Origin of the sequence: Photorhabdus sp. HUG-39 (assembly GCF_963878365.1) — a bacterium.
GTDB classification, from domain to species: domain Bacteria; phylum Pseudomonadota; class Gammaproteobacteria; order Enterobacterales; family Enterobacteriaceae; genus Photorhabdus; species Photorhabdus kayaii.
This window is the reverse complement of record NZ_CAWNWY010000010.1, coordinates 76,009-102,126: the sequence shown is the minus strand read 5'-3', so window position 1 is coordinate 102,126 and position 26,118 is coordinate 76,009. Positions and strand designations below refer to the sequence as shown.

Genomic DNA, 26,118 nt, shown 5'->3' with positions numbered 1-26,118 from the left:
AAACCATCAAATTAGTATGGGTATATTTAATCCCATAGTTGCAAAATAGGTTTCGTTGTAGCTGTCATAATTTCCGGCATCTCAACTTCTGTGCCATGTGGCAGAATTACACCATATTCGGCCAAGCCTGGGTTAACTAATAGTACCTGTTCTGTCATGCCTTGAGTCCGACCATAATGACGCCAGCATAAAGCATCAACAGTATCATTCTGCTGTGCAATTATTTTCATTAGGTATACCCCCTCTAATTTAGTCAATATTGTTAAGAGCCTATCTCAATAGGCGTAATTGTTGCAGGCAGTTTGAACACGGACAGCGCGGAAAAACCGGAGCGTACACGTAGTACGTGAGGATTTTGAGCACTGTCCAGGTTCAAAATGGCAAATAAAATAGCCCTATTGAGATAGGCAGTAAGTTAAAGTGTTATGGTGCGCTGAATAGTGGGAGAGAACCAATGAAACAATATTGTTAAGGAAACAGTACAAATGAGAAGCAAGAAGCCACTTTTCAGTGGCTAATTTAATAATTAATCATATCTTCCAAAATTTGCAGAATTCATAGGTAAAGTCTATTTCTCAGCTCATTTTCCAATACAATCATTATCAACTTAGAAACTTTAGATTATTTATCATACAGAATTCCCACATTTATCTGCCGCATTTATTCTTCAAGCGTTTCGTGGTGGTTAATAAGTTGTTTTGCAAGTGGTGTCGACAACTCAGCAATCCAAACTAAAGCAAGTTCTTTATCTTCAGCATGATTACATTCACTGCTCGTTGCCATTCTAGCTATAAAATTAATACGTTGCGCTATTACTGATTCCATAAGAAAGTCCACTGACAAACTTACCTCCGTATAACATAACTGTATATAAGAACAGTACACGTTGATTAGAAAAATTTAAAGTGATTTTTCATCTTTTTTGAGAACTATATTTGATAGTGTTAATATATTAATTATTGTTTTTATTGAAATAATTAATGGTTAAAAAGGTTTCTTTCCGATCACAATCCATTGTAATTAATAAGTTTTTCTTATTTTATCGATTGGAAGATTTTTTCTCTTTATTTAGATGACATAGTTTCACAAAGTATATAGATTGAAATTTATATGCCCATGATGCAATATCCCCTATCGAATCTAATAAATTTATTTGGGATCACTATAGCCCTTAATCAGAGGGCTTTGTGGAGACGGCAAACTCACCAAACTGTACTTTCAATGAAAAAAAACATAACTGAGATAAAAATGGGTGCAGATAGTGGAGGAAAGCAAGCTATCGAACGCCTTGTTAGTGCATATGGGTTTAAATCACGTCAAGCATTGAGCGACCATTTAGGTGTGTCTAAAAGCACAATGGCAAACCGTTATTTAAGAGACAGCTTTCCAGCCGATTGGGTTATTCAATGCAACCTTGAAACCAATGCTTCATTGTTATGGCTAAGCACAGGACAAGGAGAAATGTTCCCTGATGGAGAAGAGAAAAAGGAATCTTTAAAAAACATTATTACCCCGAAAATACAACGCGTTAAATTGGTTGGTGGAAAGCTGAGCGATGACGATCCAGTGATTTTAGATAATCAACTGATTGCCAGAGAAATAAAAAAACCTCTTATTGTCGATAACAATAAAACCTGGTATTTGCTAGATACAAAAGAACCTGATGTTCAAGATGGTTTATGGTTAATTGATATTGAGGGCATGCACAGCATTAAAAAAATTACAAAAATCCCAGTCAGTAAGATCCGAGTTTGTGATAACGACGTAACTTTTGACTGTGCAATTAATGAAATCAACTTTATTGGTCGCGTTTACCTGGTGATTTCCAGGTACTGACACACTTTTCAATTGTAAATAAATTAATTTACTTAGATGTGTAAATCCTATGCTGATGGCAATTCTTTACCCAAAAACGTCCAGATGCAGTGGATTTCATACACAATAGACTCTTTTGCTAGCAATAGCTGATTGTCAACTTATTCCGTTGTTTCTTTATTGTATGTATAGTGCGGCGGAAGTTTTTTGCATAGATAAAGAAACTTGATATATTTTGCATAAATTAAGAACCAATTAGCCTTGGATATTACTAATACAAAATTAAACGTTTAACTAGCCGCACTGCAAACATTAATTTGATCGACAATTTACTTTATTTACTGGAAAATATTTATATATTGTAGATAACGATATGTTGTAAATTAATGATAACTGTTTCCGTGTGTGGCCTTTTGCCAGCAATCTTGCTGCTTGTTGTTGTTCAATGAATGAAAGTGACACTGGTCTACCACCAATTCTCCCTTGGGCACGAGCCGCTATTAATCCTGCATTCGTTCTTTCAACGATTAATTCCCGTTCCATTTCAGCCAGCGCACTCATAACGTGAAAGAAAAATCGCCCCATAGAAGTGCTGGTATCAATGCTATCAGTCAAGCTTTGAAAATGAATACCGCGTTCACTTAAATCAGAAATTAAAGTTACCATATTTTTTACGCTACGCCCCAATCGATCCAGTTTCCAAACAACCAGAGTGTCACCTTTTTTAAGTTGTTTTAAAGCTCGTTTTAAACCTGGTCTGTTGGATGTTTTTCCGCTAATTTTATCCTCAAAAATTTGCTCACAATTTATACTTATCAATGCGTTTCGCTGTAAATCACTGTTTTGGTCATTTGTTGACACCCGAACATAGCCAATCTTTGCCATATGTAACCCTGCCTAATACCAATATGAGACTATTATTATTGAAATTATCACGAATTGGCGAGTTTTTAAAAACCTTGGTTTGGTGGAAACCGTGAATTTGGCGAAAAATGCTCTTCCTAAGGACTCAACTGAATCATTCACGTCAGGCAATCACAATATTAAAACAGGTGGAAATTATTCCAGTTTGTCACTAACAAAAAGCGATGGTCGATATGTCTTCATAGAAGCCACTTCTCATGAAGCAGATTCTTTTTGTGCAATAGGATATCGTGAGTCTGACTCCTCAAATATAAATGTTGTTCAACTCCCTCGAAAGAACGGCTATGTTGCAATAGCTAATGAGCATTATTCTAAATCAGAGTCTGACAGTCGATTTATTCAATTGAATACGGATACAAAAACATCAGGTTATATATTAGCTAAAACTGCAAACTATTATGATGATCCTAATTCACGTCATTTGGGACGTTCAGGTTTTTTAAGACCTAATGGAATTGGTAATTTGGGTGATTTAGCAATTCATATAGCTCACCCTAACGTTGATAGCCCTCAGCATGCTCGCGGGCTTTCTTTCGGGTATGGGGGTTATTCAGAAGCATTCAGCATTTCCACTTATGCTTTTGATAAAAATGGTAACTTCAGGGGGAAACGTAAAATATTAACAGAGGATGATATTCTTGTTGGTATTCCATTACCGTGGTCTAAGCCAACTGCACCAGCAGGTTATCTTATTTGTAGTGGCCAGCAGTTTGACAAATCTATGTACCCTAAATTAGGGGAAGCGTATCCCTCTGGCACACTCCCTGATCTACGTGGTGAATTTATTCGAGGTTGGGATAATGGGAGAAGTATTGATTCAGGAAGGGAGATATTATCCCACCAGAATTCAACAAAGTTACCTAATCTTTACACCCATGCAGCCTCTGCAAATATAGGATTATTGGTATCTCCTCCTATTAATCGTTTTTCAAGTAATTATCCATCAGAAATTATGGCTAGTGATTTTGAGGAAGCAGAATTCGGGAGCGGCCAATATTTTTCGACCCCATTAAATCCTACTGGTGCAGTTTCATTATCTACATTTAGAGTACGTCCCCGTAATATCGCATTTAACTACATAGTGAGAGCAGCGTAATGACAACACAGAAACAAAAATATTCCTTAGAACCAGAAACCGCAATATTGGGAAATAACGGATTAGCAACCAAGTCTGGGTGGTTGACAATCTACAATGCAGAGCCTTATTCCAGAGAATTTATTGGTGCCAGACCAGAATATCTAATGGAAGGAGTAGGACTTCCAGCTAATTCTTATCCAGATGCACCAAAACTTCCAGATTCTGATGACATGGCTGTTTGCCGCAACGAAGATAAAAGTTATTGGCAAATTGTACCTGATTACCGAGGAAAAATAGCTTATAACATGCAAACCCTAGCACAATATGAAATTACTGCTATAGGTGAACTACCAGAATATCTGACATTCAAACAACCTGTCACTGATTTTGATAAATGGGATGGTAAACAGTGGGTAACTGATAAATATGCTATAAAGGATAGCCAGATTAAACAGGCAGAGCAGCAGAGGGCAGCACTATTACGACAAGCGAATGAAACAGTTACATTGTTACAACATGCTGTAGATATTGAATTCTCCTCAGAAAAAGAAAAGCTATTGTTGTTAGATTGGAAAAAGTATTTAGTATTACTGAGCCGAATTGATATTTCATCAGCGCCAGATATTAACTGGCCTGAAAAGCCAGAATAAAATAATAACGGCCTGTTTTTCAGGCCGTAGATTTAAAACTTATAAACTAAATTTTAATTATTTATCGTTTCTGAAACTATTTTTATATTAAATTCATTAACATCTTTTTCAGAAAACGTTTTTAATTCTTGAAGTTAAAAACTCATAATTAATTTCAGAACTTTATGTATCTATATTTAATTAAATATTATTGTAATTAAACCAGTAACACTCAATGTCTCCTGGTAATCCATAAAAATCACTAATAATAAGAAGAAAATTATAAATAATAATTTCTCTGCAATAAGAATTGATGACTATAAAATCAGCGGTATTATTTGGAATATATAATGAAAAAATTTAAATTATATAAATAGCCAACTTAATATGGCTGGCTATTTATAGATGGTAATATTAAATTTAATTAAAAATTACCACCATAAAAATGATTCATTTTATTCTGGTTGTTCTGGCCATTCAATATCTTGTGCCGTGGTATCCATTCGATTTAATGCAACGCGATATTTCTTCCACTCCATCAACATTGTTATTTCGTTATCAGTAGCAATGCCTAAATCAATGGCATCTTGCAATGGTGCCATTTTAATTGTTGCTTGTTCTAATAAATAATATTTTTGGCGGTGATAGGCTTTATTTTTCTGTTCGATAATGGCCTTCTGATATAATGCTTTAGCTTCTTGAACACTGAAACCCATTGAGATTAATTGATGGGGTTCAGCTGGCACATTAACATATTCATAGCCATTTTTGTCTATTAGTTTATTTAATATTATCATATATCCTCATTATGGTTTCTTTTGATAACGTGTGTCATAATCCAGAGAATAAGGTATTGTATTATCAGTATATTCTTCACCTAATAATGGATCATTGATGGCTAATGATTTCACCATCCACTTCATTTCCCGCTTAAGATCTTCACTTGACCATCTATGTATTTCTGTCTCTCCTTCTTCACGTGAATAACGGATTGACTGAAAATTGCTGGTCGTAAAATAGGTTAAACCACCACGTAAATAACAACCACTATAAACGTAACAATCTACAATATCACCGGATTTTACATCGCCATAAAGGGGATATTTGCCGTCAACGGGTCTGGCGATGCTTATCATGGCGTGACGGATTGCTTTTACCGTTTTACGATAGGTTTGATTTATGCGTTTAATATTAAGATAGCGGGCATCACCTCCCCACGGAACATCCCCCCTTCTATTTGTGCAAGTAATCCGGCAACATGTGTCACACCTTCACCGAATGGTTTTTTTTCTGCATCATATGGATAGGGTCTATGAAGTGTTAACCAAGAATTCGCTCCGACATTAGGTGGGAGGCTCCACCAAACCGGATAATAACGTTCAGTATTTAGGCCAGTAAGATCAATCGTGGTGGTATCGCGCGGTTCACTCTGAATATCCGACGCGGTGGGTTTATTAAGCGTGTTATATTCTTGGGCCCAAGGTGTCCATGGTAAATTGTGATATTGGCTGCGTGTATATATCCGGCTGCTGTTATAAACAAAATAACGTTGAGTCACAGCATTATTTTTCAGAACGACAAGTGAACCAGCAAGCGATTCAGGGTAGTTAGCACCATTTTGGGCATAAATATTGTAATCTTGGTAATAAATCCCTGGTATTTTGTAGTTATCCAAATTTGCCTTATCACCCAAATAAATCGCCTGCTCATTAAAAATATCCTGAGACGTAATGTTGATATCCTCAGTCAGAACTTTGCTATTCACTTTCCGGCTATTTGGTACTGCTCCTTGAGCCAAATTCACGGTTTCCACCAAACCAAGTATTTCGTTAAAATATACAAACATTACCTGGAATCACCTTATCGCAGGTACTGGCGGTTATAGTATTTGGGATGACAGAATTTATTAAATAATTAAAACAAGGCGTTTTAATTTAACGCCTTGTTTCATTAACGAATTTTCTTGGTAGAGCCAAAGCATATAAAATAGAAAATATCACACTACCTACGCTAATTACCTCACTATTTAAATTAATAAACATTGATGTAATTTCATGATAACCATCATATTTAACAATAAACAATTGAGCAGTTCCAAACATGATTATTATAAAGAATGAAAAAACAGAAAGAATATAATTTCCTATTTTCTCTATAATAACTTTAATAATAAGAAGTAAAAATAATATTACCAAAGATAAAAAATAGTACAGTAAAATATCCTGCCAAGTAGATTGAGTGGAAATTGTAACATCTATATAGTCCATCATTATTTTTCCTTTTCTAGCTGATAAATACTCAGAGCTGTAGCGTTATCAACAATTAGTTCAGTAACTAAATCAATTCTGACATTTTATTATATCTTTGAAAAAATCATCTAGAATATCTTCTTGGCATTAAAATAATATACAATAAGGAAAATATAAAACCACCAATCTTTATACTTTCGCTTTTAAAATTAATAAAATTGGGTATATTGTACTCATATCCTGTTAAAATTAATTGAGCACTAGATAATATAAGAACCAAGATAACACCAAAAATAACCATAAGATTGTTATTTTTTTCTTCTATTATTATCTTAAGAATAAATAGAAAAAACAATATAACAAGAGATAAAACATAATAGTATAATATACCCGTCATCTTTCAAGTTGCCTCTTTGTTGGCTGCACTCACTCACCCCGGTCACATCGTTATCTATGCTCCCGGGGATTCGCTCCCTTGCCGTCGCGATCCATCTTGAAATCCATTGGGTATATATCCAGCCATGATGATTTAATAGAAATAATAATTTCGGTATAATCCATTATTGTTTTTCACCAGTAATTTATCGTCAACATTTAAACTTCCTTGGGAACATTATCATGATTAAAATTGAAAACATCACCGCACTTAATCTTATTACCTCATCATTTAAATTCAAAAATCTAAATGGTGGAATTAAGGAATAACCAAATTTAGATATAATTAACTGATCTATACAAAAAGAAAACAAAAACAACAGGTTAATTATGAATAGAAAAATACTCTTTTTACTTTCTGTGTATTTTTTAATAAATAAAAAAACATAGAAAAAATTATTATAAATAAAAAATATAATAAAAAATATAATAAAAAATCCATATCAGATGATTGAGTAGATATAATGAGTTCCCAGGGCGGGATTCTACTTTGTATAAAAATCAATCGTCACACGGATATTGATAATTTCGCATATTCAATATGCTTTTATTGATAGGTTTTAATATCTCTTTTGTATGTTTATTGAGCTCGCAAAGGGTTATTTTTACTCACAATAACCATATTAAAAATGTGAGATCCGACCCTGAATGAGTTCCTGATCCATATTATTTCTCTTCTTCTGTTATCTTATAAATACTCCAAAGAGTAACACCATCAACCGCCATTTCCATACTTAAGCTTAAAGAATCCATTTCTTTCCATCCTCTGGTAAAATCGCTATTAATATTTCTAAATAAACTCCAAGATTTCTCTCTTGGCTTCAAAACTTTTCTAAAAATGCCATAACCTGAAAGCACTAAATCAACAGTTGCATAAGTAATATCTGCATCTTTATCACTTAAACCAATTTTATTAGCAACATACCTATATCCTTCTCTGATACCACCATTAATATTTTCTCTATACAGTAAATAATATCCATTTTCAACAACATTATTATACCCATGAGCCATTAATGGCGCACCGAATGAGGCACATGCTAACCCTAAAGAAGCTTTACAGACTGTATAACCTGCAAGAATTTGAGTGCCACCACCAACAAACCCAATCTGTTTTAATATAAGATTAGTATAACTTGATTTCTCTTTTTCCCTTTCAATTATTGCATATTGCTTTACTCTGTTTGCTGTTAAATAGAAAGCTTGTTCTTTCAGGTGATCTATTTCAAACTGAATAATCTCAATTGCACCATTTGAAGATAAACAGTGAATACGAACCTGACCTAGTACTACAGCCGTACTTACTTTTTTCAACAGAAAAGACACTCATAGAAAAGCTTAATTCATGCGGCTTCTCAGAATTGTGAGTATCAAGGAAAATGCAACTTTCTGGTATCTACGGCTGTAGTACTAGGCTGTGTCCCGCAATAGACTGAGATAGAATAATCCCCTGGTTCTGATTTTCGGAAAAAACCTGTTATGGCTCGTTACGACCTTCCTGATGAAGCATGGGAGTTACTGCTCCCCTTATTGCCCCTCGAACATTCTCAACGGCCGGGACATCCTTATGTTGAACACCGCCGGGTTATCAACGGCATGTTTTGGATACTCTGTTCCGGTGCCCCCTGGCGGGATTTACCCGAACGTTATGGTTCCTGGAAAACCGTCTATAATCGCTTTAATCGGTGGGCAAAATCGGGGCTCATTAACCTCATTTTCAATAAGTTATTGTCAATACTGGATGAACAAGGTTTAGTTGATTGGTCAGCTATATCTCTGGATGGCAGTAACATTCGTGCGGCACATTGTGCGGCGGGCGCCAAAAAAAACATCCCGATGTCACCGAAGATCATGGCCTGGGTCGCTCTCAGGGTGGTTATGGCACCAAAATCCATCTGGCGGTCGATGGAAAAGGCTATCCACTGAATGTGGTACTCAGTGCAGGTCAATGTCATGAAAGTCAATATGCAGTGCGCCTGCTGGATGGTCTGGGTATTCAGCGTAAAAACGGTTTTATGAAACGTCGTTCAAAAGCGGTGATTGCTGATAAAGGTTATGCCAGCCACGCATTACGTAACCGGTTAAAAAGTCAGGGAATAAAAGTGATAATTCCCTATAAATCAAATGAAAAAGCGCGGTCAGATGGACGGGTTAAATTCGACCATGAAACGTATCGAAGAAGAAATGTTGTAGAAAGATGTTTTGGTCGACTCAAAGAGCATCGTCGCATCGCCACCCGTTATGAAAAGACAGCAAGAAATTATATCGCTATGGTGAAATTAGGTTGTATCCGCTTATTTCTTAAGGCCATAATTTAATTGAGGGACATAACCTAAATAAGTTTTCATAATTATGCTCCACTTCCAACCAGCCCTTGTGTACCAAGATATACAGCTTTTTCATCAAAATGGTCTGTATAATCAATGAGATAGGATACAGAACCAATATTGTTCAAAAAGAAAACAAAAGGCATAGGTGTATCAGTATTATGGAAAGCTATTTAGTATATCCTCTACAAAAAGATTTATTTTTGAATTAAAATCCATTCTTATTTTACTATGAGTTAAATAGCGAAAAGATAAAGTTTTCGCCAACTCTCTTAATTCCCTTACCTTTAAATCCAGTAGGTTATCTTGCTTCATATCTCCCCCTATAAAACCGATTTTTTATTTTCAAACCGAAAAATCATTAACATTAATTATATAACATAACAAAAATAAACCAATAAAGAAACAATCAACAGAACCATCAAATGCCATATAGATAAATCCACTCGAATAACGAGTGGATTTTCACATAAATAAATAGATTAAAATAATTAAACCAAGATACGCAGCATACGACGCAGAGGCTCTGCTGCTCCCCACAACAATTGGTCACCTACAGTAAAAGCAGATAAATACTCTGAGCCCATATTCAGCTTACGTAAACGTCCTACAGGAGTATTCAAAGTTCCCGTTACGGCAGCCGGGGTTAATTCGCGCATACTCAATTCGCGATCATTTGGAATAACACGAACCCAGTCATTATGCGCAGCCAGTAATTGCTCAATTTCAGGAATCGAAATATCTTTTTTCAATTTCAGAGTAAATGCCTGACTGTGGCAACGCAAAGCACCAATACGCACACACAACCCATCCACAGTAATGATGTTATTACCGGTATTCAAAATCTTGTTGGTTTCTGCCTGCCCTTTCCACTCTTCACGGCTTTGACCATTATCAAGTTGTTTATCAATCCACGGAATCAAACTACCAGCCAACGGCACGCCAAATTGCTCAGTTGACATAACTCCGCTACGGGTGAAATCCGTTACTTTTCTTTCAATATCCAAAATAGCCGATGCCGGATCTTGCAACTCTTTTGCTACCTGAGTATGTAGAGATCCCATCTGAACCAGCAATTCCCGCATATGACGAGCACCTGCACCAGAAGCTGCCTGATAAGTTGCAACAGAAGCCCATTCAACCAAATCATTAGCAAATAAGCCGCCTAAAGACATCAACATTAGGCTAACGGTACAATTACCACCAACAAAAGTTTTTATGCCTTTATTAAGACCTTGCTGAATATGCGTATGGTTAACTGGATCAAGAATAATAATGGAATCAGCATTCATACGCAGCGCTGACGCTGCATCAATCCAATATCCCTGCCAACCCGTTGCCCTTAACTTTGGATAAATCTCATTAGTATAATCTCCCCCCTGACAGCTAATAATAATATCCAAAACACCAAGAGCTTCGATATCGAAAGCATTCTGTAACGTACCTTGCTGACCAGTGAAATCAGGTGCTGGCTGTCCGTATTGTGATGTCGTGAAGAATACCGGACGAATAACATCAAAATCCTGCTCTTCAATCATACGCTGCATTAATACTGAGCCGACCATACCGCGCCAGCCGATAAAGCCCACATTTTTCATCATTATTGTCCTACTTTGGTGAGTGTTGATCAGTGATTCTGATTACATCAAAACTGACAAAATATGACCAGGGACGCAAGTGAATTTATTAACTAATTCACAAGATATTTAGCAACGTAGCTAGCAGCAAGATATATAACAAATCGAGCATCCAAGTAAAAAGCCACCTGTTTGGTGGCAAATATTTACCATTAACTTTTAATTTTCAAGTCACATTCAATTGAGTTTTAGTTTTTTCTTTGGGATGCGGCTTAACACTTATTACTTCACCAGGTTTGGAAATAAAGCGAACAAACGTTTCATGGCTGACGAAAGTTGCACCACAATTGATATTTTGGCATTGATTATAACGTTCTTTTGTATGGCAGGAATGCTCAAAGCTGCTGCGTGCATGAGCCGCTTTACCACAAAGAGGACACTTGATCATATTTTCTTACCCTTAACTAAAACATGAACTCTCATAATGTGAACAATATAGCAATGAGATCTCACTTAAAGAACAATTATTTCATGTCGAGATCATCAATTTTTAATTCCAGAGTCAGTGCTGTTGTAAAACCACCACCAGATCCATTCACCGTGTGAGTGACTGTCGTTAATGTCCATTCGGCAGCATCTATTTCTGGTTTAAAGCCGGTAACTTTGATTGGTATTTCAGGGTAGAGATCTGCACGCCCCTGAGCCAGTTGAATCGAAAACGTCGCTGCTCCGCGTTGTATTTTTTCCCAGGCAACCTTGGCAGCACGTTTAGCACTGGCTTCATCAGCATAAATACGGGAAAGTTCTAATACATTATCTTTGCTACCTACTAAATAAGAGGTTAATTTATCAGCATTTTTCTGACTTTTTCGCTCAACGGTTAAGGTATGTTTTTTCTCCGGTTTACGGACATCCAACCAGTTTGCTACCACGCCAGTATAAGCCTCTCGGTCGGATAGCGTAAAATTGTGGTTGTCACCTGACCGACGTGTAATCACTAATGCAGGGATAACCGCACCACTGGCTGTTTTATTCTGTCCCTGCCGAATAAATATCAACTTACCATTTTTTACTGAAGCAATTGCCCCTTCTTGCCTTGCCAAGCGCGTAAGAAAACTACCATCTGACTCATTCGTCTGATCAATATGATTAATAAATATCTTCGCAATATCCTGATGTAAATCAGCGGTAAGGTTATTTCTAGCAGCGATAGTATGGACAATATCACCTATTGTTTTCTGATGATAAGACTCTTCACGTCTCATATTGAGAGATTCACGGAAATCAGCACTACGGGCACGAATTGTTAATTTGTCCGGCGCTCCACTGTGACCAATTTCATCCACAGTAAAACGCCCTTTACTAATCAGTGGCTGATCACGCCATCCCAACGCCAATGAAATTACATTACCTCTGGAAGGTAGCACCAAACTTCCATCTGCATCATCCAGTTCAATATCAAGCTGGTCGGCTTCAAAGCCACGATTATCTGTCATTGTTAGTGATATCAGGCGCGATTGAATGCGCCCGCTGATATCTTTATTGTCAATTTCCAAAAGAAATGCCGGTGCACTGCCTTTTTCGGAACCTCTGCCAAATTCAGATGTCATGGCAACACCTCTCTGACTCTATCTGACAAATTGTCTGTAAGCATAGAGAATTGTTCCTGAAGATCACCGAACATTTCACTTAGAGAACTATCCACTCGCCGTAATGTCAATGTGAAATCAATTTTGCGGGCAGAACCATTCGACATAAATTCAGTTTTCGTCTGGTCGATACTCTCAATGACAAACATACCGTAAACCGTGCCACTGCCATCTATAAAGGACCAAGCTTTACCGCTATCAGCCATCACTTGTAGTACCGTCAATGATAAACGACCACCGGTAATTTCTGGATATAACGAACCGGAAAGTGTCATTGTGTCGTTATCCGGCCCCAGAAATTGCCAGGCAGGCCGCATCCCGATACGGCTGTTAAAAGCATGCCGCCATGACTGCTGATGTTGCATACTCTGGTATGGTGTGGTTTTCAACATAAAAACAAATAAACCCAGTGCAGCCATCATAATTAGAATTCTCCTCTATCAGAGAATGAACTGCGTAAACGCGCCTGCTGTTTACGTTCCCGATCATCCAATTCGCGCCTAACCGCTGCTGCAATATCCTGCGCAGATTGCCCCGGTGCACCATAGATATTTATATGATAGACCGGTGATTCACTGCGATACTCTACCATCTGACGTTTGGCCGCTTTCTTTTCCTGAATCTGAGGATAAGCATGAACCGGTAAGCTCTGAACATGCAATGGTGCGGTTCTGGCTGCGGCAGAAGGTGCCATTATGCTCAAAGAAAATGCCGCAGCGGCAGCAAGTTTGGCAGTCTGTCGTCGGCTAATAACATTGACAGGGCCAGTGACAATCTCTGGTCCATATTCACCCACAATACCAAATCGGCCAGCCGGAATAATGCCCCCTTTGTCATGTTTGGGCAGAACCGAACTAACATTAGGACTCACATTATTACTGGCGTCTTTTGAAATATCTTCCTTTGACCGCATCCAGTCAGGGAGATACTCAGACAATGAAGTCAGTTTATTTTTCAGGGCTTCCCATTTTTCATTAATCCCCTCCAATAAACTGTTAACTATCGCTGTGCCAACCTCTTTAAATTTACTTGACAGATTCATTACGTCAGTAATAATTTCATTCCATTTATCCGAAATCGATATTTTAATATTCTCCCAGATATCCAACGTGTTCTGCTTAACTAATTCCCAGGCATTACTGATATTAGTTTTAATACTTTCCCAGGTTTGCAAAACACTTTGTTTAATGGATTCCCATTTCTCACTTAGGCTAATTTTAATATTTTCCCAAAGCTGAGAAAATTTCGGCCCCAATGTTTCCCAGTTTTGCCAAATATAAACAGCTGCCATCGCAATGACACCAATAATGGCGAGGATTGGGTTAGCCATCATCAAACGACCGACGATCATCATAGTGCTACCCAACATTTTCAGAGCATTCCCGACTAATCCGAGCGCCCTCACACCAGTACTACCAAAGAAAGTAAGACTATATTTCGCTACAGCTAATGGAAGCAATATCGAAGCGATCGCCTGTGCCAATGCGCCAAACACAGTTAACATGCCTCCGACCACCACCGTAATAGTCGCAAGCGTTGCAGCCAAGCGTGGGTTGGCTTCCATCCATTCACTGACTTTATTGACTACATTTGTTACTTGCTGAGTGACTTCTCTTGCAGGACCTTCTACGCCAGAAAACATCTGAACGCCCAGATTACTCCAAGCGGCATTGAGTTTTTGGATATCACCGGTGAGATTATTCGTCACTACAGATGCAACTTTTTGGGATTCACCTTGAACATTTTTTAGTCCAGCGATAAAAGTTTGCAATCCTCCCTGCCCTGCCTGATTTACCAATATATCCAAAGCAGGAGCAGCGTTTTCACCACCAATTGCGGTGAAATAACTCGTACGTTGTTTACCGTTCATTGAACGGGTTTTATCATCTAGTTCAACGAGAATATCAGGTAATTGCCGTAAATTACCTTTAGCATCACGAGTTTTAATATCTAGTTGTTTCAATGCGGCGGCAGCAGCTTTAGGTGGTTCAGCCAACCGACTTAGTACATTGCTCAAAGCCTCTCCAGCTTCACTTCCCTTAATATTGGCATCACTTAGCTTTCTTGTAGCAGCCGCAACGGTTTCAATATCAATCCCCAAAGAAGTGGCCGCTGGAGCGGCAGATTTCATGGTGTCACCCAATCCCGCCAACGTTGTTTTTGAGCCAATAAACGTTGCCGTCAAAACATCACTAACATGCCCCATCTCTTCGGATTGTAATTTAAACCCTTCCAGTACATTAGTACTAATATCAACCACATTGGCGAAATCTGTACCGCTTGCCTGAGACATTAATACCGCACCAGGCATCACATTCTTTATCTGGTCAGGAGAATACCCCTTGGAGGCATACAGGCTCTGTCCCTGTGCAATCTGACTGGCCGGAATCCCTGTACTTTTGCTCAACTCACGACTTTGGTTAAGCAACATGGCGTATTCAGGAGAATTTTTTTCAATATTGGTTTGTGCCTGAATTTTAGACATTTGAACATTAAGATCATAACCCGGCATCAGAAAGTTTTTACTGGTTGTCAGTATGTTGCTACCGGCTGATTTTGCACTAGCACCATATTGGCTAACGCGGTCACGAAGCTCTTTGATTTTGCTATAACGACCTTCACCGCGATCTTCTTCCTTTTTGTTACTGGTATGCGCAGTTTCCTTCGCATATTCAGGAGCAGAATAAGGTTTAATTGCTTCATAAGTCTGATTTAATCGCTTGAATTCATCGCGATTTTGCCGGAGAGAATCCGCCAACCTTTTATTATTTCGCTGGGCAGATTTCAAGGCGCTGGTCAGCTTATTAACGGACTGTATTACCAATTTAAGCTGTGACTGTGTATTACTCATTTTCTGCACCACTTCGTAAGATGGCCCGATGTCGCCAGTCCAGTAATTCCGGTAGTGACATTTCATCTGTCACTGCCGGAGACCAGTGGAAAACGGTGGCAATATCTGCCACCAATTCATCTACGGTTAGTCGGTCTGGAAACCGGACTTCGCCGACTTCGGTAACAAAAAATTGACCACCTCAACACTGAGATTAATCAGATCGCCGGGTGTCATTGACAACAGGTCGCTTTTAGTGAGCGCTGGTGTGGTAACACGTGGCAAAACCAATATCATTGAATCCACATCCATCTCCAGCAAAGCCTGTAGCCGAGCACCCCGCAGCGCGCCACTGTTCGGTTTGCGCACCACCACTTCAGTGATGTTGCTACTACCACGTGCAAGCGGTTCTTCTAATACGATTGTGCGCTGCTCGTCGTTTTGAGTAATTAGTGTTTCTGTCATGGTTCAACCTTGTTTATCCGATTAGATTAAAGACCCATAGCGCGACGGTGATCTGCCAAGCGATCCTCACCATTAACGACTTCAACCATGTTAACGGTATCCACTTCGATCAGAACTTCACCGTCCCATGTCAATTTAAAATAGGTGTTTTTAGCGCTGATTTTGGTCTGAGTATTATCTCCTTGCTTATAAGTACCGTGGTCAAATTCATGGAAACGGCCACGCATCACGATTTCAACAGCAATCACATCGCTGGTATCATCGCGCTGGCAGGAGCCCGCAAAGCGCAACATCACGCCATCGGCTTTGGTCAGACCCCATTGCCGATAATGTTGAGCTTCCATACCTCCCAGAGTAAATTCAACGTCCAATGCACCTTCATCCAAGCCTAAGTCCACGGTTGCGCTACCGTTCATACCACCGCCACGATAGGTTTCCAGTTTACGACTCAGCTTAGGCAGAGTAAGTTCTTCCACGATTCCCTGATAACTATTGCCATCATTAAATAAGTTCAGGAATTTAAGTTTGCGAGGTAATGCCATCTGTGTCCCCTTAGCCGTTTATGCTTTTCGCGAAATCCATCAGGTAACGATCTGTAATACGCTGGCGTAACATCATGTTTTCCAGTGGTGGTACAGGTGTATAGTCGTAATCGAGGGTCAATTTGCCCGCTTTCAAGGTGTCTTTATCATTGGCGTTTTCGTCATACCAACACTGACCGTCAATAATGTAACCCCCAGATTTCAGTTCGCGGAACTTAGCATTGATACCTTCGATAATGTCTCGTACCAGTGAAGGAGTCAGTGGTTTATCGATCGCCCACATATGTGCTTCTGCCATAGTGTCAGCTAATACTTGGGCAGTACGAGTGTAACTTTCGAACTGGAACAATGGGTCATCTGCGCAGGTACGGGAACCCCAGAAACGGAAGCCGTTCTTACGGATAAGTGTCGTAATACCATTTTGGTTTAGCAGGCCTGAATCTGTTGCTGGATCTTGAAGATCCCAGAAGACGTCTGCTGAAAGACCGGTCACACCATTGACACCGATGTTGGACAGTGTTTTGTGCCAACCTGTTTCTTCATCAATTTTTGCACGCAAACCCAATGCACGAGCTGTAGCGTAGGCGATAGTTTCTTTATTAGAAACAGTATCCCAACTTAAAAAATCAGGCCAAATCAACATCAGTTCTCGTTGACTGAAGTTTTTGCGATATTCGATAACTTCTGAGATAGTCTTACTGCCATAGGCACTGATATAAGCCATTGCTCTCAGTTTCTGCGCGATACTCGCCAACTCAACAGCAACAGCTTTTGTATCCAGCCCAGGGACTCCCAGAATACGAGGCTTCACACCTAATTGGCTTTGTGCTGCCAACAGTGCCTGTATACCGGTTTTCTTACCTTCATTAGTTGTAGTACCAATGATGTTGCTGGTAGTTTGTTCTTCCGTTTCACCTTGTGCTACACGGACAACAACAGTAACGGGTTTAGACTGGTCTGAGATAGCTTTGAGTGCCTGAGGCAATGTACCGGTTTTACCAGCTTTGCCAATGGCGAGTGAAACATCAGTAATCAAGACCGGAGTGTTTAGTGGAAAAGTTTTTTCGTCTGCTTCAGGACCAGTACAGACCATACCAACAATAGCGGTGCTAACTGTAGTGATGGTACGCGTGCCCTCGTTAATTTCCTGTACACGGACGCCGTGATGATAATCTTGTGCCATATTAGCGGTTCTCCTGTTAAGGTGTCCCGCTATGTTGAAGTATCCGAATTATTAAATCATTCGATGGGAAATGTGTGGGAGATGATACAAATCAGGTTGGTTAATTTATTATTTTTTCTAATAATTTAACTACTTGTACTTTATTGCGTGTGGAAAAGGAAATCTCTACAAATCAATATCTGTTTCTTCTGGCGTGAACTTTTAGCTCTGTTCATTGATTATTTTTTCACAGATTTTCCCTACAAAAATAGATGATAATTTATACATATCAACGCATTTTTTCATAAACCACCGTTCTGGTCATTTATTGGCACCTAAATATAGCCAATCTTTGCCATATATACCCCCCGCTTAGTACCAATACGAGACTATTCTGTTGGAAATTTCACGGATTAGTGAGTTTTGAAAAATCTTCCTATGGTGGAAGCTCATTATGATTCAATGAATGTGGATGTAAGACACTTATTTCAGTGATTGTGGCGCCAGTGATCTTTATATTGTAATAACGTTCTTGAGCACCATTTGAGTTAGTTCGGTAAAAATCAATAGAGCATTCAAGAGACTCATTCTCAGAAATAGCAACACCGAGTAATGGTGATGATTTGTCGATAGGTTTTTGGATAATAATGGGTTGATGATCAACATTTTGAGCCCGTGTTATCGCATGGCTTAAGCTATAAACTAATATCTGATCAAGATGGTTTGCTTGATATTTATTACCAATAGAATCAACAGAAGAACATCCAGCCGATATTAACCCCTGTTTTTTTCCCTTTATTGTCATGTAAATCATGTCAGCCATATTATACCCCCAGATTATATTTAAGTGATGTTTTACAGAAACATTAAATAAATTACACTTTATTGGTTATAAATAACAGATAAAAAAAACGCCCATAGAGAATTAATATGAGCGCTTTTTAAATTGATAATAATATCAACTAGATATCAATGTTGGCTGCTTTCAGGGCATTTTCTTCAATAAACGCTCGCCGAGGTTCAACAGCATCACCCATCAGAGTTGTGAATAGTTGGTCAGTTGCAATGGCATCTTTTACTGTCACACGCATCATGCGGCGAGTTTCCGGGTTCATGGTCGTTTCCCATAACTGTTCAGGGTTCATTTCTCCCAAACCTTTATAACGCTGTATAGACAACCCACGGCGTGACTCTTTAGTCAACCAGTTTAGCGCTTGTTCAAAGCTGCTAACTGGTTGGCGGCGTTCACCACGTTCGATGTACGCGTCTTCTTCGATCAAGTTGCGAAGTTTGTCGCCTAATAGAGTGATACGGTGATATTCGCCACCGTGGACAAAATCGAAGTCCAATAGATAATCAGTATCAACACCATGTGTACGAACACACAGCACCGGTTCGTACATTTGGCGCTCACGATTTTCATGGAGGCGATAACTGTAGCTGCTGCCGTTTTGTTCACTGTCATTCAGACGGATGACCAGCATTTCAATCCATTCTTCAACTTTCGCCTTATCAGACAATACTTCTTCGGTCAGTTTCGGATGATAAATTAGGCTATTCAATAAACTTAGCGGATACAGACGTTCCATGCGTTTAATGATTTTTTGAACACCATTAAATTCGGTCACCAATTTTTCCAGCAGTTCGCCTCTCAAGGCTGGCGCGTGTTCATTGGTGTAAAGTGAAGCGCCATCTAGTGCAATGGATAGTTGGTACTCATCCATTGCTTCATCATCTTTAATATATTGTTCTTGTTTGCCTTTTTTGACTTTATACAACGGTGGTTGAGCAATAAACACATGACCACGTTCAATGATTTCTGGCATTTGACGATAGAAGAAAGTCAGCAATAGGGTACGAATATGAGAACCATCGACGTCCGCATCCGTCATGATGATAATGCTGTGGTAACGTAGCTTATCTGGGTTATATTCGTCACGGCCAATACCGCAGCCCAATGCAGTGATCAGGGTTGCTACTTCCTGAGAAGAGAGCATTTTATCGAAACGTGCTTTTTCGACATTCAGGATTTTGCCTTTTAGCGGCAAAATTGCCTGATTTTTACGGTTCCGTCCCTGTTTTGCCGAGCCACCCGCAGAGTCCCCTTCCACTAAGTAGAGTTCAGAGAGTGCTGGATCACGTTCCTGACAATCTGCCAGTTTGCCTGGCAGCCCAGCCAGATCAAGAGCGCCTTTACGACGTGTCATTTCACGCGCTTTACGGGCTGCTTCACGAGCGCGAGCAGCATCAATAATTTTACTGACAACGGTTTTAGCGTCGTTTGGATTTTCCAATAAGTATTCCACCAGCTTCTCATTCATCAGCGTTTCAACCGCAGTTTTCACTTCGGAGGAGACGAGTTTGTCTTTAGTCTGAGAAGAGAATTTTGGATCAGGCACTTTAACGGAAATAACAGCAACTAAACCTTCCCGGGCATCATCACCAGTGGCGCTGACTTTGGATTTCTTATTGTACCCTTCTTTATCCATGTAACTATTAAGGGTACGTGTCATCGCAGTACGGAAGCCAACTAAGTGAGTTCCCCCATCGCGTTGTGGGATATTATTGGTAAAGCAGTAAATATTTTCCTGGAAACCATCATTCCATTGCATTGAAATTTCAACGCCGATGCCATCTTTTTCTGTAGAAAAATAGAAAACATTTGGATGAATGGGTGTTTTGTTTTTATTTAGGAACTCAACAAACGCTTTAATTCCACCTTCATAATGGAAGTGGTCTTCTATATTAGTGTGCTTATCAATAAGACGGATGGATACACCGGAATTCAGGAAGGATAGTTCACGCAGGCGTTTAGCCAGAATGTCGTGCTGGAATTCTGTGTTATTACTGAAAGTATCCATGCTCGGCCAGAAGCGGACACGGGTACCTGTTTGTTCAGTTTCTCCAACGACTTTCAGTGGGCTTTGTGGCACACCAAGGTGATAAGTCTGTTCATGAACTTTACCGTCACGGCGGATAACCAACTCCAGCTTTTCAGACAAGGCGTTAACAACAGAAACCCCTACGCCATGTAAACCGCCGGAGACCTTATAAGAGTTATCATCGAATTTACCCCCCGCATGCAGCACCGTCATAATAACTTCAGCTGCTGAAACACCTTCTTCTTCGTGTATACCGGTAGGAATACCGCGGCCATCATCCTGTACGGAGACTGAGTTATCAGCATGGATAGTGACGATAACTTCACTACAGTGGCCTGCGAGGGCTTCGTCGATAGCGTTGTCGACAACCTCGAAGACCATGTGGTGTAAGCCGGTACCATCGTCTGTATCACCGATATACATGCCCGGACGTTTACGAACCGCATCCAGCCCTTTTAATACCTTGATACTTGAGGAGTCATATGTATTCGACATCAACGTTTCTCGCTCATTTTTAATCCTATGGTTGAACCTCTATTTTGCCATTTTCCACGCGAAACATCTTGCTATTTCCATCAAGCATGTCTGTTATTTGGTCAGGATTTATCGCACTGACAAATACCTGAGCTTGCGTGGATTTTAGACGAGCGGCCAGCAACTGACGGCGGCCGGCATCCAGTTCGGAGGCAAAATCATCAAGCAGATACAGACATTGTTGTCCGCTCTGTCGGGTGAAATATTCACCCTGTGCTAGCCGCAGTGCGCACATCAGTAACTTTAATTGACCGCGGGATAGCATATCTTCTACTGGCGTTCCTTCTGCACGAATGCGCAGATCTGCCTTATGTGGGCCGGAAGCTGTATAGGTTAACGTTCTGTCACGCTCAAATTGGCGCTCCAGTAATTCAGCATAATCACTCTCTTTGTCCCATCCTTGTTGAAAAGAGAAACTTAATGTAAATTCGGGTAAAAACTGCTTACAGGTATTCGTGATATCCTGAGTGATGTTTGTAACATATTCACCACGCCACTGATTTATTTGGTTAGCGAGTGGTACCAATTCCTGATCCCAAGGCCGTATCTGGCTGTAGCGGGTAACTTGTCGTAGTGCTGCATTGCGTTGTTTGAGTAGCCGTTTTAAGTTTACCCATGCAGAAAAAAAGCGTGGCTCATTGTGAAAGCATCCCCAGTCAATAAAAGCCCGTCGATACTTTGGCCCGCCATTTAACAGGGTAAACCCTTCTGGAGTAATAAGCTGCATAGGTAACATCTTGGCCAATTCTGCAATTTTACAGCCATCACTACCATCAATTCTAACTTTACTGTCGCCATTACGGTTTTTACTCAGACCGATAGACCGTTCCCGCTCATTCTCCTGTTGTCCTAACCGCCCATGTAGAACGAACTCATCGCAGTCATGACGGATTACCCGTCCCGCCTGAATACTACGAAAAGAGCGCCCGTGACCCAGCGTATAAATCGCTTCCAGTACGCTGGTTTTGCCGCTGCCATTAGATCCAACCAGAAAGTTAAATCCGGTAGCTAGAGGCAAATCAGCGGCGGCGATATTACGAAAACCGCGGATAAGTAAACGCGTGAGAGTCATATACCTGAAATAAAAATCCGGTTACAGGCGCATTGGCATCACGACATAAGCCGCATTGTGGTTTGCACAGTCTTCTATCTGAACACTGGAAATAGCATCAGTCAGTAGTAAACGGACCTCTTCACATCTTAGTGTATTGAGAACATCTAGCACGTAACTGACATTAAAGCCTATTTCCATTTCAGCACCTTGATAGCTGACATCTACAATCTCTTCGGCTTCTTCCTGTTCAGGGTTATTTGCTGTGATTTTTAGCTGGTTTTCACTGAAATAAAGGCGAACTCCGCGAAATTTCTCATTAGAGAGAATAGCTGCGCGTGAAAAAGCCTGTTTCAGCATATCGCAATTAGCTTCCAGAGTTTTATCCGGGTTCTTTGGTAATACGCGACGATAATCAGGAAAACGTCCATCCACCAATTTAGAGGTGAAAATAAAGTCGCCAACGTGGGCACGAATATTGTTACTGCCAATTTGTAACTGTAGCGGAGTATCGCCACCATCCAGCAATCTCATTAGTTCAATAACGCCTTTACGTGGCACGATGACCGAATGGGAAGGCAGCTTTTGACCAATTCCCATAGAACAGACTGCCAGACGGTGACCATCCGTTGCAACTGTACGCAGCTCTTCTCCTTCGGTTTCAAACAACATACCGTTGAGGTAATAGCGGACATCCTGGTGAGCCATTGAGAATTGAGTTGATTCAATAAGGCGCTTCAGTGTGGCTTGTGGCAGTGAAAACTCCACCTCACTTTGCCAGTCATCAAGATTTGGAAAATCAGAAGCGGGCAATGTGGAAAGTGAGAAACGGCTGCGACCAGAACGCACCAATAGGCGGTCGCCATCCAGTTCTACACTGATCTCGGCCCCATCTGGCAAACCTCGCCAGATATCAAAGAATTTACGTGCCGGTACCGTGGTTGCACCTTCTTCGTGTGGCAATGAAAGCGTGACTCTTGCCATCATTTCCATTTCTAAATCTGTGCCGGTCAGCAACAGGGAACCTTCTGTAACCTGTAGTAATAAATTACCAAGAATAGGCAGAGTAGGACGCCCACTCAGCGGGCTACTGACCTGTTGCAGTGGTTTTAACAATTGCTCACGTTCAATGATAAATTTCATAGCACTAGGAAGACAATGTTCTGATTAAGTTAGAAAAATCCTCTTTGATGTCGTGACTTTCTTCACGCAGTTGCTCGATTTTACGACAAGCATGCAGCACAGTTGTGTGGTCACGTCCACCAAAGGCATCCCCGATTTCAGGCAAGCTGTGGTTGGTTAACTCTTTTGCCAGCGCCATTGCCATTTGCCTTGGACGGGCAACGGAACGGGAGCGCCGTTTGGAAAGTAAATCGGCCACCTTGATTTTATAATACTCAGCGACTGTTTTCTGAATATTATCAATGGTAACCAGTTTTTCTTGCAGTGCTAACAGATCACGTAATGCTTCACGGACAAAATCAATAGTAATCGCTCGGCCAGTAAAATTGGCATTTGCTATTACCCTGTTCAATGCCCCTTCAAGCTCACGGACATTAGAACGCAGACGTTTGGCTATAAAGAAAGCAACTTCTCCTGGTAACTGGATTTCGTTTTCGTCTGCCTTTTTCATCAAAATAGCGACACGGGTTTCGAGTTCCGGTGGTTCAATTGCGACGGTTAGCCCCCAGCCAAAACGGGATTTTAACCGATCTTCTACCCCATTGATCTCTTTTGGGTAGCGATCTGATGTCAGAATAATCTGTTGATTACCTTCCAGTAATGCATTGAATGTGTGGAAGAACTCTTCTTGAGAGCGTTCTTTATTGGCAAAAAACTGAATATCATCGATCAGTAATGCGTCGACAGAGCGGTAATAGCGTTTGAACTCTTCTATTGCATTATTTTGTAATGCCTTGACCATATCCTGAACAAAACGTTCAGAATGCATATAGACCACCTTGGCATTTGCCTTACGTGCCATAATACTGTTACCTACGGCATGTAATAGGTGGGTTTTACCCAAACCCGTACCACCATAAAGAAATAGTGGGTTATAGGCACCGCCGGGATTATCAGCTACCTGTCTTGCAGCAGCACGAGCAAGTTGGTTGGATTTACCTTCAACAAAGTTATCAAAAGTATGTTTTTGGTTAACATTAGAGCGATAAGAGAGCTCTGGTTGTACCGTAGTGTTATCCCAACTGGGGCGTACTGATGCGCTCTGTGGTGCAGGTGTAACTGGCGTATGAGCAACAACCCTTTGTGGTGGGCTATCGTTTTTGGAAACGGGTTTATTGCCAACTTCGAAACGTAATAATGGTACTTCTGCTCCACAGAAGTCATTCAACAATCCATTGATATTGTTGATATACTTCTCTCTTACCCAGTCCAGAACGAACCGATTTGGGGCATAAAGTGCCAGAGTGTTACCACTTAGCTCTGCCTGAAGGGGGCGTATCCACATACTGAATTCTGTGGCAGGTAATTCATCCTGCAATCGGGCAAGACATTGCTGCCAAAGCGAAAGTGACACGGTGGACTCCCCTAAAACAAGGCCAATTAACAATTAAAGAAATCGGAGTGGTTAGCTCATTATATTGGGTACAAAACAACGACTCCTCTATGGCGAGGAAGGATCAATTGTTATGTATATGGCGATTTTTAATGTCATCGCTCCCCCATGATCCGAGGATAAGATCCAAATCATGGCTTGGGATCATAGCGCAAAAGACGATATAGATCTTCATTCTTTTACACAGTTTAAGCGCTTTTTATCCACAGGATAAAATTGTGTGTGAAATAAAGGGCTGTAAAGGGGTTGTAGTGGAATTATGGAGGATGCCAAATGCAGATCGAGAATAAGCCGATATTCAAAATAAAATCGGACCAAGGATCATAACAAAAAACGAAGATCTGCCAGTGATCGTTGCGCTTTGTTCAGTAGTCCGTATAATATTGCACCCTATGTGCGATACCAGAGTTTTTACCGATAATGTTTGGTGAAGGGTCTGGTGTACACATGGGCCAGAGTGTTGGTAAACATCCAACTCAGTAGAAAAGCCGGCCAACTTTGTGTTATGTAAATTGACTCAGGGCTGTACATTTTATTACAATCCCGCTTCTTTTATATTGATGTTGCGATTGAGGCATCGGTGTCTATTTCTCACTGGCTGCCAACGCATTTACTGAATCAGTAATAATCTTAAGTTAGGTAGAAATCGCTATGAAACGCACTTTCCAACCATCCGTACTGAAGCGTAACCGTTCTCATGGTTTCCGCGCTCGTATGGCTACCAAAAATGGTCGTCAGGTTCTGGCTCGCCGTCGTGCAAAAGGCCGTACTCGTCTGACCGTTTCTAAGTAATAAAGCTAACCATCTAGTGGTTAAGCTCGCTTTTCCGAGGGAGTTACGCTTGTTAACTCCCAAGCATTTTACTTATGTTTTCCAGCAACCCCAACGGGCAAGTTCGCCAGAGATTACTATCCTTGGTCGCCCGAACGAGCTGGGGCATCCCCGTATCGGTCTTACTATAGCCAAGAAAAATGTTAAACGTGCTCATGAGCGTAACCGGATTAAGCGGTTAGCCCGTGAAAGCTTCCGTTTAAACCAACATAACTTGCCTCCTATGGATTTTGTGGTATTGGTTAGGAAAGGCGTTGCTGAGCTTGATAACCGTGCGTTAACGGAGTCGTTGGGTAAATTATGGCGTCGTCACTGTCGTTTGGCTCGCGTTTCCTGATCGCATTAATCCGGGGATATCAGTTGGTAATAAGCCCGCTGTTGGGGCCTCGTTGTCGCTTTAATCCTACATGCTCTCAATATGGCATTGAGGCATTATGCCGATTTGGGGTGATAAAAGGCTGTTGGTTAACGGTGAAACGCGTATTAAAATGCCACCCTTTACATGAAGGTGGTGATGATCCTGTCCCACCGGTAAAAAACAACGATAACAGAGAACACTAACG

General features: G+C 40.4%; 29 protein-coding genes and 2 pseudogenes. 8 read left to right on the top strand and 23 right to left on the bottom strand.

Features of this window, described 5'->3' with window-relative positions; all coding sequences use genetic code 11:
* Nucleotides 1–26: 26 nt before the first annotated feature.
* Nucleotides 27–230, bottom strand: a complete 204-nt coding sequence (locus AAC155_RS09045; protein WP_011144439.1) for a tail protein X — start codon at nucleotides 228–230, stop codon at nucleotides 27–29.
* Between the two features lie 430 nt (nucleotides 231–660).
* Nucleotides 661–825: a hypothetical protein gene (locus tag AAC155_RS09040; RefSeq protein ID WP_191214813.1), complete on the bottom strand. Its 165-nt coding sequence runs from the start codon at nucleotides 823–825 to the stop codon at nucleotides 661–663.
* A 396-nt stretch (nucleotides 826–1,221) separates the two neighbouring features.
* Between AAC155_RS09040 and AAC155_RS09035 the strand changes: the two genes are divergently transcribed.
* The gene (locus AAC155_RS09035) at nucleotides 1,222–1,836 is read left to right on the top strand and encodes a phage repressor protein CI (RefSeq protein ID WP_113041862.1); all 615 of its coding nucleotides are present in this window, start codon (nucleotides 1,222–1,224) and stop codon (nucleotides 1,834–1,836) included.
* 291 nt (nucleotides 1,837–2,127) lie between these two features.
* Here AAC155_RS09035 and AAC155_RS09030 read toward each other — a convergent pair whose 3' ends face one another.
* Nucleotides 2,128–2,700, bottom strand: a complete 573-nt coding sequence (locus tag AAC155_RS09030; protein WP_113041861.1) for a recombinase family protein — start codon at nucleotides 2,698–2,700, stop codon at nucleotides 2,128–2,130.
* A 97-nt stretch (nucleotides 2,701–2,797) separates the two neighbouring features.
* On the opposite strand from AAC155_RS09030, the gene AAC155_RS09025 reads away from it, so the two are divergent.
* Nucleotides 2,798–3,835 (top strand): phage tail protein, encoded by a 1,038-nt coding sequence (locus AAC155_RS09025; RefSeq protein ID WP_223121419.1) that lies wholly within the window; start codon nucleotides 2,798–2,800, stop codon nucleotides 3,833–3,835.
* A complete protein-coding gene (locus tag AAC155_RS09020) occupies nucleotides 3,835–4,467 on the top strand; it encodes a tail fiber assembly protein (RefSeq protein ID WP_191214811.1) in 633 nt (210 codons plus the stop codon). Before AAC155_RS09025 ends, AAC155_RS09020 begins: the two co-directional genes overlap by 1 nt.
* A gap of 434 nt (nucleotides 4,468–4,901) precedes the next feature.
* Here the strand turns inward: AAC155_RS09020 and AAC155_RS09015 are convergent, their stop codons facing one another.
* The 3 genes from AAC155_RS09015 to AAC155_RS09005 all read right to left on the bottom strand — a co-directional run bounded on the left by AAC155_RS09015 (nucleotide 4,902) and on the right by AAC155_RS09005 (nucleotide 6,292).
* Nucleotides 4,902–5,162, bottom strand: a complete 261-nt coding sequence (locus tag AAC155_RS09015) for a tail fiber assembly protein (RefSeq protein ID WP_262405134.1) — start codon at nucleotides 5,160–5,162, stop codon at nucleotides 4,902–4,904.
* Between the two features lie 90 nt (nucleotides 5,163–5,252).
* Nucleotides 5,253–5,582 carry a hypothetical protein gene (locus tag AAC155_RS09010; protein WP_113041858.1) on the bottom strand — a complete coding sequence of 110 codons (330 nt, stop codon included), beginning with the start codon at nucleotides 5,580–5,582 and terminating at the stop codon, nucleotides 5,253–5,255.
* A 41-nt stretch (nucleotides 5,583–5,623) separates the two neighbouring features.
* Nucleotides 5,624–6,292, bottom strand: a complete 669-nt coding sequence (locus AAC155_RS09005; protein ID WP_113041857.1) for a pyocin knob domain-containing protein — start codon at nucleotides 6,290–6,292, stop codon at nucleotides 5,624–5,626.
* Here AAC155_RS09005 and AAC155_RS09000 point away from each other — a divergent pair.
* Nucleotides 6,267–6,356: pseudogene (locus AAC155_RS09000) on the top strand (type VI secretion system tube protein Hcp); the annotation flags it as partial. The gene AAC155_RS09005 and the pseudogene AAC155_RS09000 overlap by 26 nt on opposite strands.
* Nucleotides 6,357–6,380: 24 nt before the next feature.
* Here the strand turns inward: AAC155_RS09000 and AAC155_RS08995 are convergent.
* Nucleotides 6,381–6,716, bottom strand: coding sequence for a hypothetical protein (locus AAC155_RS08995; RefSeq protein ID WP_113041856.1), 336 nt, complete (start codon nucleotides 6,714–6,716; stop codon nucleotides 6,381–6,383).
* Nucleotides 6,717–7,796: 1,080 nt separating this feature from the next.
* Nucleotides 7,797–8,444: a DUF4225 domain-containing protein gene (locus AAC155_RS08990; RefSeq protein ID WP_223121418.1), complete on the bottom strand. Its 648-nt coding sequence runs from the start codon at nucleotides 8,442–8,444 to the stop codon at nucleotides 7,797–7,799.
* Between the two features lie 165 nt (nucleotides 8,445–8,609).
* On the opposite strand from AAC155_RS08990, the gene AAC155_RS08985 reads away from it, so the two are divergent.
* Nucleotides 8,610–9,448 (top strand): IS5 family transposase gene (locus tag AAC155_RS08985; RefSeq protein ID WP_228902760.1). Its coding sequence is split into 2 segments (ribosomal slippage): nucleotides 8,610–8,949 and nucleotides 8,949–9,448, totalling 840 coding nucleotides; the frame shifts between segments, so codons are not numbered across the junction.
* A gap of 168 nt (nucleotides 9,449–9,616) precedes the next feature.
* Here the strand turns inward: AAC155_RS08985 and AAC155_RS08980 are convergent.
* The 15 genes and pseudogenes from AAC155_RS08980 to dnaA form a co-directional block, all read right to left on the bottom strand.
* Nucleotides 9,617–9,772 carry a hypothetical protein gene (locus tag AAC155_RS08980; RefSeq protein WP_158536527.1) on the bottom strand — a complete coding sequence of 52 codons (156 nt, stop codon included), beginning with the start codon at nucleotides 9,770–9,772 and terminating at the stop codon, nucleotides 9,617–9,619.
* Between the two features lie 176 nt (nucleotides 9,773–9,948).
* Complete coding sequence (gene asd, locus AAC155_RS08975) at nucleotides 9,949–11,055, bottom strand: aspartate-semialdehyde dehydrogenase (RefSeq protein ID WP_113041854.1); 1,107 nt, start codon at nucleotides 11,053–11,055, stop codon at nucleotides 9,949–9,951.
* A gap of 205 nt (nucleotides 11,056–11,260) precedes the next feature.
* Complete coding sequence (locus tag AAC155_RS08970) at nucleotides 11,261–11,482, bottom strand: ogr/Delta-like zinc finger family protein (RefSeq protein ID WP_011144421.1); 222 nt, start codon at nucleotides 11,480–11,482, stop codon at nucleotides 11,261–11,263.
* 76 nt (nucleotides 11,483–11,558) lie between these two features.
* Complete coding sequence (locus AAC155_RS08965) at nucleotides 11,559–12,644, bottom strand: phage late control D family protein (protein WP_113041853.1); 1,086 nt, start codon at nucleotides 12,642–12,644, stop codon at nucleotides 11,559–11,561.
* A complete protein-coding gene (locus AAC155_RS08960) occupies nucleotides 12,641–13,105 on the bottom strand; it encodes a phage tail protein (protein ID WP_112878681.1) in 465 nt (154 codons plus the stop codon). The genes AAC155_RS08965 and AAC155_RS08960 overlap by 4 nt, the downstream gene beginning before the upstream one ends.
* Nucleotides 13,106–13,107: 2 nt before the next feature.
* Nucleotides 13,108–15,534: a phage tail tape measure protein gene (locus AAC155_RS08955; protein WP_229015660.1), complete on the bottom strand. Its 2,427-nt coding sequence runs from the start codon at nucleotides 15,532–15,534 to the stop codon at nucleotides 13,108–13,110.
* Nucleotides 15,527–15,646, bottom strand: a complete 120-nt coding sequence (locus AAC155_RS08950; RefSeq protein WP_011144425.1) for a GpE family phage tail protein — start codon at nucleotides 15,644–15,646, stop codon at nucleotides 15,527–15,529. The genes AAC155_RS08955 and AAC155_RS08950 overlap by 8 nt, the downstream gene beginning before the upstream one ends.
* Nucleotides 15,647–15,660: 14 nt before the next feature.
* Nucleotides 15,661–15,978 carry a phage tail assembly protein gene (locus tag AAC155_RS08945; RefSeq protein WP_011144426.1) on the bottom strand — a complete coding sequence of 106 codons (318 nt, stop codon included), beginning with the start codon at nucleotides 15,976–15,978 and terminating at the stop codon, nucleotides 15,661–15,663.
* 26 nt (nucleotides 15,979–16,004) lie between these two features.
* Nucleotides 16,005–16,520, bottom strand: a complete 516-nt coding sequence (locus tag AAC155_RS08940; RefSeq protein WP_036782412.1) for a phage major tail tube protein — start codon at nucleotides 16,518–16,520, stop codon at nucleotides 16,005–16,007.
* Nucleotides 16,521–16,530: 10 nt separating this feature from the next.
* On the bottom strand, nucleotides 16,531–17,703 hold the full coding sequence (locus AAC155_RS08935) for a phage tail sheath protein (protein ID WP_036782415.1): 1,173 nt from the start codon (nucleotides 17,701–17,703) through the stop codon (nucleotides 16,531–16,533).
* 418 nt (nucleotides 17,704–18,121) lie between these two features.
* Nucleotides 18,122–18,505, bottom strand: a pseudogene (locus AAC155_RS08930) (Hcp family type VI secretion system effector); the annotation flags it as partial.
* A gap of 139 nt (nucleotides 18,506–18,644) precedes the next feature.
* Nucleotides 18,645–21,059, bottom strand: a complete 2,415-nt coding sequence (gene gyrB, locus AAC155_RS08925; protein ID WP_113041851.1) for a DNA topoisomerase (ATP-hydrolyzing) subunit B — start codon at nucleotides 21,057–21,059, stop codon at nucleotides 18,645–18,647.
* A 25-nt stretch (nucleotides 21,060–21,084) separates the two neighbouring features.
* Nucleotides 21,085–22,170 carry a DNA replication/repair protein RecF gene (recF, locus tag AAC155_RS08920; RefSeq protein WP_113041850.1) on the bottom strand — a complete coding sequence of 362 codons (1,086 nt, stop codon included), beginning with the start codon at nucleotides 22,168–22,170 and terminating at the stop codon, nucleotides 21,085–21,087.
* A gap of 21 nt (nucleotides 22,171–22,191) precedes the next feature.
* On the bottom strand, nucleotides 22,192–23,292 hold the full coding sequence (gene dnaN / locus AAC155_RS08915; RefSeq protein ID WP_112879278.1) for a DNA polymerase III subunit beta: 1,101 nt from the start codon (nucleotides 23,290–23,292) through the stop codon (nucleotides 22,192–22,194).
* A gap of 4 nt (nucleotides 23,293–23,296) precedes the next feature.
* The gene (dnaA, locus tag AAC155_RS08910) at nucleotides 23,297–24,685 is read right to left on the bottom strand and encodes a chromosomal replication initiator protein DnaA (protein WP_113041849.1); all 1,389 of its coding nucleotides are present in this window, start codon (nucleotides 24,683–24,685) and stop codon (nucleotides 23,297–23,299) included.
* Nucleotides 24,686–25,375: 690 nt separating this feature from the next.
* Between dnaA and rpmH the strand changes: the two genes are divergently transcribed.
* The 3 genes from rpmH to yidD are packed head-to-tail and all read left to right on the top strand — an operon-like array spanning nucleotide 25,376 to nucleotide 26,116.
* The gene (gene rpmH / locus AAC155_RS08905; protein ID WP_004093983.1) at nucleotides 25,376–25,516 is read left to right on the top strand and encodes a 50S ribosomal protein L34; all 141 of its coding nucleotides are present in this window, start codon (nucleotides 25,376–25,378) and stop codon (nucleotides 25,514–25,516) included.
* A 16-nt stretch (nucleotides 25,517–25,532) separates the two neighbouring features.
* Nucleotides 25,533–25,892, top strand: coding sequence for a ribonuclease P protein component (rnpA, locus tag AAC155_RS08900; RefSeq protein WP_113041848.1), 360 nt, complete (start codon nucleotides 25,533–25,535; stop codon nucleotides 25,890–25,892).
* Nucleotides 25,856–26,116, top strand: a complete 261-nt coding sequence (yidD, locus tag AAC155_RS08895) for a membrane protein insertion efficiency factor YidD (RefSeq protein WP_112879275.1) — start codon at nucleotides 25,856–25,858, stop codon at nucleotides 26,114–26,116. The genes rnpA and yidD overlap by 37 nt, the downstream gene beginning before the upstream one ends.
* Nucleotides 26,117–26,118 lie beyond the last annotated feature (2 nt).

What these genes read in the sequence shown, in the direction of transcription:
- rpmH (WP_004093983.1), top strand. Translation starts at nt 25,376, where the DNA reads ATGAAACGCACTTTCCAACCATCCGTACTGAAGCGTAACCGTTCTCAT.
- dnaN (WP_112879278.1), bottom strand. Translation starts at nt 23,292, where the DNA reads ATGAAATTTATCATTGAACGTGAGCAATTGTTAAAACCACTGCAACAG.
- AAC155_RS09005 (WP_113041857.1), bottom strand. Translation starts at nt 6,292, where the DNA reads ATGTTTGTATATTTTAACGAAATACTTGGTTTGGTGGAAACCGTGAAT.
- recF (WP_113041850.1), bottom strand. Translation starts at nt 22,170, where the DNA reads ATGACTCTCACGCGTTTACTTATCCGCGGTTTTCGTAATATCGCCGCC.
- AAC155_RS08965 (WP_113041853.1), bottom strand. Translation starts at nt 12,644, where the DNA reads ATGACATCTGAATTTGGCAGAGGTTCCGAAAAAGGCAGTGCACCGGCA.
- AAC155_RS08940 (WP_036782412.1), bottom strand. Translation starts at nt 16,520, where the DNA reads ATGGCATTACCTCGCAAACTTAAATTCCTGAACTTATTTAATGATGGC.
- AAC155_RS09040 (WP_191214813.1), bottom strand. Translation starts at nt 825, where the DNA reads ATGGAATCAGTAATAGCGCAACGTATTAATTTTATAGCTAGAATGGCA.
- AAC155_RS09015 (WP_262405134.1), bottom strand. Translation starts at nt 5,162, where the DNA reads ATGGGTTTCAGTGTTCAAGAAGCTAAAGCATTATATCAGAAGGCCATT.
- AAC155_RS09020 (WP_191214811.1), top strand. Translation starts at nt 3,835, where the DNA reads ATGACAACACAGAAACAAAAATATTCCTTAGAACCAGAAACCGCAATA.
- AAC155_RS08955 (WP_229015660.1), bottom strand. Translation starts at nt 15,534, where the DNA reads ATGAGTAATACACAGTCACAGCTTAAATTGGTAATACAGTCCGTTAAT.
- AAC155_RS08970 (WP_011144421.1), bottom strand. Translation starts at nt 11,482, where the DNA reads ATGATCAAGTGTCCTCTTTGTGGTAAAGCGGCTCATGCACGCAGCAGC.
- AAC155_RS09045 (WP_011144439.1), bottom strand. Translation starts at nt 230, where the DNA reads ATGAAAATAATTGCACAGCAGAATGATACTGTTGATGCTTTATGCTGG.
- AAC155_RS08960 (WP_112878681.1), bottom strand. Translation starts at nt 13,105, where the DNA reads ATGATGGCTGCACTGGGTTTATTTGTTTTTATGTTGAAAACCACACCA.
- yidD (WP_112879275.1), top strand. Translation starts at nt 25,856, where the DNA reads ATGGCGTCGTCACTGTCGTTTGGCTCGCGTTTCCTGATCGCATTAATC.
- AAC155_RS09010 (WP_113041858.1), bottom strand. Translation starts at nt 5,582, where the DNA reads ATGATAAGCATCGCCAGACCCGTTGACGGCAAATATCCCCTTTATGGC.
- AAC155_RS08945 (WP_011144426.1), bottom strand. Translation starts at nt 15,978, where the DNA reads ATGACAGAAACACTAATTACTCAAAACGACGAGCAGCGCACAATCGTA.
- AAC155_RS09035 (WP_113041862.1), top strand. Translation starts at nt 1,222, where the DNA reads ATGAAAAAAAACATAACTGAGATAAAAATGGGTGCAGATAGTGGAGGA.
- AAC155_RS08980 (WP_158536527.1), bottom strand. Translation starts at nt 9,772, where the DNA reads ATGAAGCAAGATAACCTACTGGATTTAAAGGTAAGGGAATTAAGAGAG.
- AAC155_RS08995 (WP_113041856.1), bottom strand. Translation starts at nt 6,716, where the DNA reads ATGATGGACTATATAGATGTTACAATTTCCACTCAATCTACTTGGCAG.
- asd (WP_113041854.1), bottom strand. Translation starts at nt 11,055, where the DNA reads ATGAAAAATGTGGGCTTTATCGGCTGGCGCGGTATGGTCGGCTCAGTA.
- AAC155_RS08935 (WP_036782415.1), bottom strand. Translation starts at nt 17,703, where the DNA reads ATGGCACAAGATTATCATCACGGCGTCCGTGTACAGGAAATTAACGAG.
- gyrB (WP_113041851.1), bottom strand. Translation starts at nt 21,059, where the DNA reads ATGTCGAATACATATGACTCCTCAAGTATCAAGGTATTAAAAGGGCTG.
- AAC155_RS09030 (WP_113041861.1), bottom strand. Translation starts at nt 2,700, where the DNA reads ATGGCAAAGATTGGCTATGTTCGGGTGTCAACAAATGACCAAAACAGT.